Here is a 9,172-nt window from a genome sequence, read left to right as displayed (position 1 = left end):
CCCTTGCGGATCTGTTCGGCCAGCGAAGTCTTTGCCGATCGGTCGAGCGTTAGGGAGAGTCGTTCGGTCATAGCACCGTGGTACACAAATTTTGTCGAATCCTGGTGCTTTTCATGACCCTACGGGAGGCAGATCTTGGCGGAGGACAAGGAGCACACCCACCATGACTCTCAAATCTCTCATCGTTGCGGCTGGCCTCGCCATCGCGATGCCGGCAGTGGCCGGCGGCTCGGGCGAAACAATCACACCGAACTTCAATCAGGCCGTCCCCAACATCCCTGGCAAGTCATTGATCGCTGTCGTCATTGATTATGCTCCGGGCGGAGCATTGCCATCGTACAAGCACGCAAAATCTGCCTTCATATATGCCTATGTCGTATCAGGGGCCATAGAGTCACAAGTGGATGACGGGCCGAAGCGGATCTATCACTCTGGCGAGAGCTTTGTCGAAGAGCCTGGTTCGATTCATCGTGTTAGTCGCAACGCCAGTGAGAACGAGCCAGCCAAGCTGCTTGCGGTAATCGTGGTGGATAGCGATGATCAACCACTGACGACCGAAATTAAATGATCTAGTCTGCAAGGATACGAGCGGCGAGCAGGGGTCTTGGGGCCTGCTGCGGATGATGGTCGTGCCGTTCTCCTGTCTCTTGTGGTTTCTTGGGGATGTTTTCTTCCTGTTCTAAGCACAGCGGAAGGCGCCACTTCCGTGTTGAGGCCAATGACGGAAAGTCGCTGGACTTCGCGGTCAACGTGATCTCGGACGATATCCTGGCGGCGGCGGACTGCCGGCGAGGCGACGAGAACCGCTTGCGACGCCGGCACCACGAGCACGGCCACCATGTCCTTGGCGAGGCAGTTGCCGTAGCGTAGTCCGGCATCGTTGCCTTGCTTGACGATGTCGATCAGACTCGCTTCGACCGCGATCTCCAACCCCACGTCCGGGTAGTTGTTCTGCAACGCCACCAAAGCCGGAGCGAGGAGCAGGTCGAAGGGCGCGAGTGGTGTGGTGAGGTGCAGCGGTCCGGCGACACGTCCGCCGCGTTCCGCCGCTTCGTCGGCGGCGCGCCTCAACTGAGACGGAGCAGGAGCCGCCATGAGCAGATAGTCGCTGCCAAACGTCCGTCAGGCTCAAGCTCCTGGTAGATCGATGGAACGACGCTGCCCCGAGCCGCTCCTCAAGCCCGCGGATCGCTTGGCTGATCGCCGAAGGCGATATGCCGAGGCGCCTGCCGGTTTCAGAAAAGCTACCCGCTTCCGCGTTGGCGACGAACACAGGCACGCCTTAGATAACGTCCTGCTTGCGCATGGACTACCTTGAAGTTTTGCTTCGCCGTTCCATCCTTCTCGGGATTGGCGCGGTCGCCGCCTTGCCGAGCATCGCATGGGGAACAGGCTTGCCTGCACCAGTCTCGCGTACGTTCAACACGCCTCGCCATACGACGCACTATCTCGAGAGCGGACCGGCCGACGGGCCGCTGTTGATGCTGCTTCACGGCTGGCCGGAACTCAGTCTGATCTGGCGCGCGCAGATGACCGCGTTCGCCGCCGAGGGTTGGCGCTGCATCGCTCCCGACATGCGCGGCTATGGAGGGTCCTCCGCCCCGGCGGCCACCGAGGCCTACAGCAACCGGGAGGTCGTGGCGGATATGGCTGCGCTCCATGACCATCTTGGTGGCAAGCCCGCGATCTGGGTCGGCCATGATTGGGGAAGCGTTATCGTCGGCTCGTTGGTCGCGCATGAACCCCGGCGAAGCCGGGGCGCCGCGCTGGTGTCGGTTCCGTACTTCGCCGACGCGAACGCCTTGCCGACGCTCGTTCCGCTGGTCGACCGGCGCATCTACCCAGCCGACCAGTATCCGGACGGCCAGTGGGATTACTACCGCTACTACACCACGCATTTCGCGTCGGCGATCGCTGACCTGAATGCGGACAAGGCGTCCTCCCTGGCCTCGATATTCCGTCCGGGTGATCCTGCGAGTATCGGCAAGCCTGCGGCCAATGCCAGCGTCACGCGCAAGGGGGGACGCTTCGGCGCCGCGCATCGCGCACCTCCAACCTCGACCGATCCGGCTCTCTGGCCCACGGCGGACTTCGAAACGCTCGTGCGGGTGTTCGACGCCCACGGATTTCGCCCGCCCTGCTCGTGGTATCTCAACGATGAGGCCAATATCGCCTACGCCCGCGAGGCGCCAGACGGCGGCCGGCTGTCGCAACCGGTGCTGTTCGTCAATGGCACCTACGACCAGATCAACACCATCGACGGCAATCGCTTGGGCGACCCCATGCGTGCGGCGTGCGCGGACCTCACGGTGACGAGCCTGCCCGGAGCCCACTGGCTGCCATTGGAGTGCAAGGCCGAACTCACTGCGGTTATCCGCGACTGGTTGCGGGCCAAGAGCCTTTAGCGGGCACCGCGGATCGCCGAGCGCCCGGCACGATCGGTTACGGGCTCATCATAGTCGGCGTGGCTATCAGTGGCTGTAGAACGGCCTGAATTCCTCGCGTTCAAGGTGGGCGGCGAGGCGTTCCACCCGGTCATGCTGGCGACGCTGCGGTTCGGCATCGCGGCGATCCTGATCCTGCCGCTCGCGGCGTGGCGCTAGCGTCGTCGGCCTGCGTCCTGGCGCGAACTCGGCAGCGTTGCAGTCCTGGGACCGGTCATGCTGATAGGCAGCCGGACGCCGGCGATCTGGGGAAACGCATTTCCTGCCCGCAGGCGTCGCCGAGGTGTTCGGATCGGTGGCGCCCGTCTTCCTCGCGCTGTTCGCATGGGGCTTCCTTCCTGTGTCCGGTTTAGAGGAGCGACGGCGATGTCCGGATATGTTTAGGGCTTCGGATGCCGGCCCTGGCGCGGGAGGTTGAGCCGGGAGCGGGTCCGGCGTCCGAAGGCCTTCAGGGGAGGAAGCCGCGGTCAGCCCGAGGGGTGCCGGCAGGCTGAGGCGAGGCTATGGGGATATCGGTCGGCGCCGGCTCCCGAGCGGTTGGCGTGCGGTCTGCGACGGCGGCCGGCAGAGCCGGTCGGAGATGTCCGGAGCGGTCTCGGCGCGGGCTGAGCCTGAGGCAGAGGCGAGAGAACGAGGGGTTTGGCGGCTGTCGGCGGCGTGAGGCGCAGCCGGACCGGAGCCGCGACCGAAGGATGACGGCGGTTCAGGCTCGGGCGTGTCGGCACGGCGGCGCTCATGAGGTGTCGAACCAGAGTGGGAGGCCGGCGGCGGTGCACGGGGAGCGGCCGGGGCCGAAGCGCTCGATGATGCGCATGCGGCCGCCGCAGCAGGGGCAGGCCGGCAGGGTCGAGGTCTCCGGCTCGGCCTCGGCTGGTTCGCGCTCGTCGTCGGCCGGCGCGACGGGCTCATTGCCGGTCTGGGTGGCGATCAGAGCCCGGAGGCGGTCGAGATCGATCGCGTGGGAGCCCTTGGCCAGCGGCCGTAATGGCGGATGCGGTGGAAGCCTTGGGGCAGGACATGCAGCAGGAAGCGGCGCAGGAACTCGTCGGGGGTGAGGCTCATGGTCTTGAGCTTGACCGCGCCGGTGGCGGGGTCGGTGGTGCGGTAGTCCTTGCAGTGGAAGCGGATGGCGTGATCGTCCATGCTGACGAGGCGGCTGTTGGCGATGGCGGTGCGGTGGGTGTAGCGGGCGAGGTAGGCGAGGACGGCGGCCGGCCCACCGAAGGGTTGCTTGGCGTAGACGACCCATTCGGCGCGGCGCAGTGGGGCCAGGTGGGCGGCGAAGGTGTCGGGCTCGGCCAGAGGGGCAAGGTCGCCGAAGAAGCCGAGCCGGCCGTGGGCGGCGGCGAGCTTCTCCAGGAAGAGCCGGCGGAACAGGCGCGAGAGCACCCGCACCGGCAGGAAGAAGCCGGGCCGGCAAGCGACCCAGCGCTGGCCATCGGGGGCGAGTCCGCCGCCGGGGACGATGCAGTGGACATGGGGATGGTGGGTGAGGGCCGAGCCCCAGCTGTGCAACACGGCGACCAGGCCGATACGGGCGCCGAGATGCCTGGGATCGGCGGCGATGGTCTGGAGCGTCTCGGCCGCCGCCTTGAACAGCAGGTCGTAGAGCACGGCCTTGTCGTGGAAGGCGATGGCGGCGACCGGGGACGGCAGGGTGAAGACGACGTGGAAGTACGGCACCGGCAGGAGATCGGCCTCGCGCTCGGCGAGCCAGGCCCAGGCCGCGGCGCCCTGGCGTTTGGGGCAGTGGCGGTTGCGGCACGAGTTGTAGCTGACCACCAGGTGCCGGCAGTCGTCGCAGCGCGCGACGTGGCCGCCGAGCACGGCGGTGTGGCAGGCCTCGATGGCCGACATGACCTTAAGCTGGCCGAGGCTCAGATGCCCGGCATGGCGGAAGGCCTCGCCATGGGTGCGCAGGATGTCGGCCACCTCCAGGGATGGCCGCGGCATGGGCAGCTCAGGCCGGCGGCGGCCTGAGATGGGCGAGCGGGCTCTTGACCGCGCCGAGGGTCTTCAGCGCCACCCGGGTGTAGAGCGCGGTGGTGTCGAGCTTCTTGTGGCCGAGCAGGACTTGGATGACGCGGATGTCAGTCTTGCGCTCGAGCAGATGGGTGGCGAAGGAGGGGCGCAAGGTGTGCAGCGACACGCGCTTGTCGAGCGCCGCAGTGGCCGCCGCGACATGGCAGGCGCGGTTGAGCTGGCGGGTGGTGATCGGCTGGGCCGGATCGCGGCCGGGGAACAGCCAGCCCCTGGGCTTGGCCTCGCGCCACCAGGCGCGCAGCAGCTTCAGGAGTCGGGCGCGAGCATGACATAGCGGTAGCCAATCGGCGGCCGGGCGCCATTCCAATATCCCTGGCGCGCATTCTCCTTCATTGCCCGCGGGGTGTGCTTCCCATTCTCTTTCGATCGGTACTCGTCGAACAGCGCCATGATCTGCCGGATCATGTTGCTCATCGGATCGTCGCCGAGCTCCTGCGTGATCGAGGCGAGACGGACGTCGTTCTTCGCGAGTTTCCGGACATAGAACTCAAGCTGACGCCATGGTCGACGCCACCATCGTCAAGGTTCACCGTCACGGCCAGGGCGCAAAAGGGGAATTCAAAGCCAGGCCATAGGCAAGTCCAAGGGCGGCTGGACGACGAAGATCCTGGCGCTCACGACGGGCTCGGCAACTTGGTCCGGTTTGTCCTGCTACCGGGCCAGCGCTTCGATACGGTGGGCGTCGCGCCACCGATCGAAAATCTCGCGTTCGAAGGCCTCATCGCCGACGAGGCCTTCGACTCGAATTGGATCGTCGCTGAGCTGAATGAACGCCGCGCCAAGATCGTGATCTCCCAGCGTCCGCACCGCGTGGCACCGCTTCAGATCGACCTGGAGATTTACAAATGGCGTCACCTGATCGAGAACTTCTTCCGCAAACTCAAAGAATTCAAATGCTTCGCCATGCGCAGCGACAAGACCGATCAGAGCTTCGCCGCCATGATCCATCTCGCCGCCGCCGTCATCCATTCGCGGTGATTCTTAACAGGCCCTAGCTCGAAACACGCCCGGATGCCAACTCGTCTAAGCGACTCTGTATCTCACTGCGTCGTCCTGCGGTTTCGGGTAGAGCGGACAGCGCCGCGATAAGCATCTGTCGCTCTTTCTTCTTGTCATTGATTGCGCGGCAACAAGAAATGATGTGCTCAAAGTAAGGAGTCCTGTCCTCCAAGCTCGATACGCTCTGCAGGCTAGCTTCGCAAGCGGCAATGGATTCACGGCAGGCCGCGCGCATTTGTTCTACTCGATCAGAGATTTCGCTTTGCGGTGGCCGTGCATGCGGATACTCGAAGAAATCACAGAGCAAAATGCTCAATCCCGCTCCTGCAAACACCGTATGCCACCAATGAAGCGGTATAAAAATTGCCTCACCAGAGGTAAGTGTCGTCTCGAACACTTCTTCATGCATAGATTCAATTTCGTCTTCTTTGATGACGCGTCGCCCAAAATTCCACAGGGGACTCATAACCGGCCCCGGATCCAACCGGGAAGTTTCTGTTGGCGGAAGCAATATGAAGTGCCGGGTTCCAGCAATTTGGTGAGAAATCGCTTCCAAGTGCGGATGATAGTGGAGCGCTGCCACGGATTTCGAACTCACCATGATGGATAGATTAGAAGGATGACTCTGGCTGTAACGCATCGTGCCGATGTCGGACAATAAATCCGGGAACAATTTCTTAAGTGGCTGCTCCGCCAAGTAGGGATCGCCCCTGGCGGCAGCAGGTAACCGTGCAATATATTCACGCAATGTACTCTCGGCTCTAATATAACTGTGCGCTGGAGGTTTTCGAGGATCGATGCTCCAGAGCTGGACGGCCTGATCTCCACCGCTTCTGGCGAGATACTCGGAAGTCCATTTCGATATGGCAGGCCAATCGGATGCTGCGTCTTTCAAAACAACCGGCCGATTTTGTTCGACGTAATTTGTATAAAACTCTTCTCGAGAGAGTCCGGCAACGCGCGGGATCTGTTGAACGCTCATAGCGGTACCTGCGTTAGCTGCAATTTCCGATTTGAATATCAGGCACAATCCATCTCGGGGGCAAGAACCCGAGCCGAGCGAAAACGAATATTATCGGCCATGGATTGCCGATGCAACCTTGCGTCTAGGGATTACGGTCCAGTGCACTTGAGGATTATGGACTGCGCCCCTGGAGTGAGACAATCGAGTTTAGCCCGGATATCTCAAAGGGGATAGGTGCATCGGGGCTTTGGATCTAGTAATTCGGGGACAGTGCACAAATAGGGTTCGATGGTATTGGCTGAGACGGCCTGCATGGGAGGGGTCACGGCTCGCCTGGCGCGTGCGGTGTTTCCGGGGCTTCCCCACCATGTGACCCAGCGCGGCAACAGGCGGGCGCAGACCCGCCGGGTTGCCAGACGCTTCGCGTGTGGCCCGGCGCGCTTTGACTATAGCAGGGCGCACGGTTTGGCGCAGCAGCACGCCGCAATCCTCGGCCAGCCTTGTCACCGTCGGCTGGCCATCGGATGCGAATCCTCTCCCCCGAGAGCCCCAACTCACATCATGATTCGCACGGATGAAGAAAAGAACCAAATTATTGTAATAACGCTATCCGTCCATTACGCGACAACGACCCTTGCATAGGCTCCAGAGCCCATATAGGCTTCCGACTGTAAGTGAGTTGTAGAGATTTTCGATAAATTTTTAGCTATTGCGTCTTGCCGGTCTGGCCGTATGTCGGCATGGGTGAGAAGTCAGTGTTGCGAGTAGTCGGCGCGAACAATGTCAAGTTCTCGCCGCTACCAATGGCTCCGACGGCCATCGTGGCTAAGAAGCAGGGAGAGAAAGAGGCGCTGCGATATTGGTTCGTGCTGCGCCGACTTCATCCGGTGATTCCAGGAGAGGGTCGCAACGATCTCAGAGGGATCGATGCGACGCTGAGCTGGCGCCGTTCTCGAACGCCACGGTGGTGGCGATCGGAAACGGCGCATCGGGGCTGTTTTGGGTGGGCGCTACAGGGCTGCCACCGCCTTCCCTGCGTCGCCCGGTTTTACTTTTTTGGCATGTTTATCCTCGCCTGTCGCATCGGCCACGCCGCCAGCGTCAAATTTTGAGTCGGGAATCCATTCGCCATGAACGATATGCATCAGACGCATTTTCCGCTGACGACGGCGCAGTCGGAGATCTGGCTGGCGGAGACGCTGACTCCCGGAACGGCGCAGTACAATATCGCCGAGTATCTGGAGATCCACGGACCGGTCGATCCTGTTCTGTTCGAGGTGGCGCTACGGCAGGTGGTGGGCGAGGCCGAAAGCCTGCACCTCCGATTCATCAACGACGACGGTGACGGGCCGCGACAGATCCTGGACAGGACTGCCGACTGGCCATTTCCAGTGATCGATATCAGCGGCGAACCTGATCCTCAGGCGGCGGCCGAGAGCTGGATGCAGGCTGACCTGGCGAAGCCGAGTGACCTGATTGGCGGCCCGCTCTTCGGGTACGCCCTGTTCCGAGCCGGCTCCAACCGGTTCTTTTGGTACCAACGCAATCATCACCTGATCATGGACGGTTTCGGCGGTGGGTTGATCGCGCGCCGGCTGGCCGACGTCTACACGGCGACGGTCGAAGGGCGAGAGCCGGGGCCGAGCCCGTTCGGCTCGTTCCAGGACCTGCTCGCGGCGGATGCCGAGTATCGGATTTCAGAGGTCTTCCTCCGGGACCGGCGATACTGGCAGGAGCGCTTTGCCGACCGGCCGGATCCGGTGAGCCTCGCAGGACGCAGAATGCCGGCCAGCGGCATTCTGCGTCGCCAGACTCGTCTGTCGCCGGAGACCAGCACCGCGCTGCGGGTGCTCGCGCGCGATGCCGGCACCACTCTGCCGCAGCTGCTGACCGCCCTGGCCGTGACCTATCTCCACCGAATGACCGGTACGGCTGACCTTGTCGTAGGCTCTCCGGTCACCGCGCGGACAGGCCGCGCGATGCGGATCATCACCGGTACGGTCTCGAACGTGGTGCCGCTGCGCTTGGCAGTGGGGCCCGAGCTGACTTTGAAGGATCTTCTGGGTCAGGTCAGCCGGGAGCTCAGTCGGGCTCTGCGGCATCAGCGCTATCGGTCGGAGGATCTGCGGCGGGACCTCGGGCTGGGAACTGACCGGCAAATGTATGCCACCACGGTCAACATCGAGCCCTTCGATTACGAGCTTCGTTTCGCCGGTCATGAGACGAGCGCGCGCAACCTGGCGAACGGCCCATCCCGCGACCTCGATATCTACGTCTTCGACCGCGGTCCCAGCCATAGTCTCGGGATCGCCGTCAATGCCAATGCAGCGCTCTACGATGCGGCGGAGGTGGCTGCGCATCAGGGACGCCTCATCCGCTTGCTCGATGCCGTCGTCGCCGATCCTGGTCGTCGGATCGGCAGCATCGAGGTGCTGGAGGCGGAGGAGCGGCGGCAGATCCTGGTGGAGTGGACCGACACGGCGCAGCCCGTGCCGACCACAACGCTGCCGGCGCTGTTCGAGGCGCAGGCGGCCCGGACGCCGGACGCCACGGCGCTGGTGTTCGAGGACGAACTCCTCAGCTACGCCGAACTCAACGCTCGAGCGAACCGGTTGTCGCATCGTCTGATCGGGCTGGGGGCAGGGCCTGAGACGCTGGTCGGGCTGTGCCTGGAGCGTTCGGTGGCGATGGTGGTGGGGCTGCTGGCGATCCTGAAGACGGG

The 9,172-nt window shown here is 63.3% G+C and carries 10 protein-coding genes and 2 pseudogenes; 5 read left to right on the top strand and 7 right to left on the bottom strand.

Annotated elements, in window-relative coordinates; translation table 11 throughout:
• The first annotated feature begins 163 nt into the window (after window positions 1-163).
• A complete protein-coding gene (locus tag AC3XYG_RS41215) occupies window positions 164-568 on the top strand; it encodes a cupin domain-containing protein (protein WP_489145716.1) in 405 nt (134 codons plus the stop codon).
• Here AC3XYG_RS41215 and AC3XYG_RS41210 read toward each other — a convergent pair.
• Window positions 541-1,095: a LysR substrate-binding domain-containing protein gene (locus AC3XYG_RS41210; protein ID WP_489145715.1), complete on the bottom strand. Its 555-nt coding sequence runs from the start codon at window positions 1,093-1,095 to the stop codon at window positions 541-543. The two genes, AC3XYG_RS41215 and AC3XYG_RS41210, sit on opposite strands and share 28 nt — an antisense overlap.
• A 34-nt stretch (window positions 1,096-1,129) precedes the next feature.
• Window positions 1,130-1,273: pseudogene (locus tag AC3XYG_RS41205) on the bottom strand (helix-turn-helix domain-containing protein); the annotation flags it as partial.
• A gap of 31 nt (window positions 1,274-1,304) precedes the next feature.
• Here AC3XYG_RS41205 and AC3XYG_RS41200 point away from each other — a divergent pair.
• Complete coding sequence (locus AC3XYG_RS41200) at window positions 1,305-2,405, top strand: alpha/beta fold hydrolase (protein WP_489145718.1); 1,101 nt, start codon at window positions 1,305-1,307, stop codon at window positions 2,403-2,405.
• A gap of 69 nt (window positions 2,406-2,474) precedes the next feature.
• Entirely contained in the window at window positions 2,475-2,603 is a 129-nt protein-coding gene (locus AC3XYG_RS41195; protein WP_489145714.1) for a hypothetical protein, read from the top strand.
• Between the two features lie 574 nt (window positions 2,604-3,177).
• On the opposite strand, the pseudogene AC3XYG_RS41190 reads toward AC3XYG_RS41195, so the two are convergent.
• The 3 genes and pseudogenes from AC3XYG_RS41190 to AC3XYG_RS41180 form a co-directional block, all read right to left on the bottom strand.
• Window positions 3,178-4,397, bottom strand: a pseudogene (locus tag AC3XYG_RS41190) (IS91 family transposase).
• A gap of 7 nt (window positions 4,398-4,404) precedes the next feature.
• Window positions 4,405-4,794 (bottom strand): tyrosine-type recombinase/integrase, encoded by a 390-nt coding sequence (locus AC3XYG_RS41185; RefSeq protein WP_489145713.1) that lies wholly within the window; start codon window positions 4,792-4,794, stop codon window positions 4,405-4,407.
• Window positions 4,734-4,928: a hypothetical protein gene (locus AC3XYG_RS41180; protein ID WP_489145717.1), complete on the bottom strand. Its 195-nt coding sequence runs from the start codon at window positions 4,926-4,928 to the stop codon at window positions 4,734-4,736. The genes AC3XYG_RS41185 and AC3XYG_RS41180 overlap by 61 nt, the downstream gene beginning before the upstream one ends.
• Here AC3XYG_RS41180 and AC3XYG_RS41175 point away from each other — a divergent pair.
• Entirely contained in the window at window positions 4,833-5,465 is a 633-nt protein-coding gene (locus AC3XYG_RS41175; RefSeq protein WP_489145712.1) for a transposase family protein, read from the top strand. The genes AC3XYG_RS41180 and AC3XYG_RS41175 overlap by 96 nt on opposite strands.
• Window positions 5,466-5,478: 13 nt before the next feature.
• Here the strand turns inward: AC3XYG_RS41175 and AC3XYG_RS41170 are convergent, their stop codons facing one another.
• A complete protein-coding gene (locus AC3XYG_RS41170; protein WP_489145711.1) occupies window positions 5,479-6,468 on the bottom strand; it encodes a cupin-like domain-containing protein in 990 nt (329 codons plus the stop codon).
• A 992-nt stretch (window positions 6,469-7,460) separates the two neighbouring features.
• Window positions 7,461-7,595, bottom strand: a complete 135-nt coding sequence (locus AC3XYG_RS41165) for a hypothetical protein (RefSeq protein ID WP_489145710.1) — start codon at window positions 7,593-7,595, stop codon at window positions 7,461-7,463.
• Here AC3XYG_RS41165 and AC3XYG_RS41160 point away from each other — a divergent pair.
• Window positions 7,581-9,172, top strand: a 1,592-nt coding sequence (locus AC3XYG_RS41160; protein WP_489145709.1) for a condensation domain-containing protein, incomplete at its 3' end; no start/stop codon positions are given. The two genes, AC3XYG_RS41165 and AC3XYG_RS41160, sit on opposite strands and share 15 nt — an antisense overlap.

The organism is Inquilinus sp., from assembly GCF_057815775.1.
This window is presented reverse-complemented; position numbering and strand designations above follow the sequence as displayed.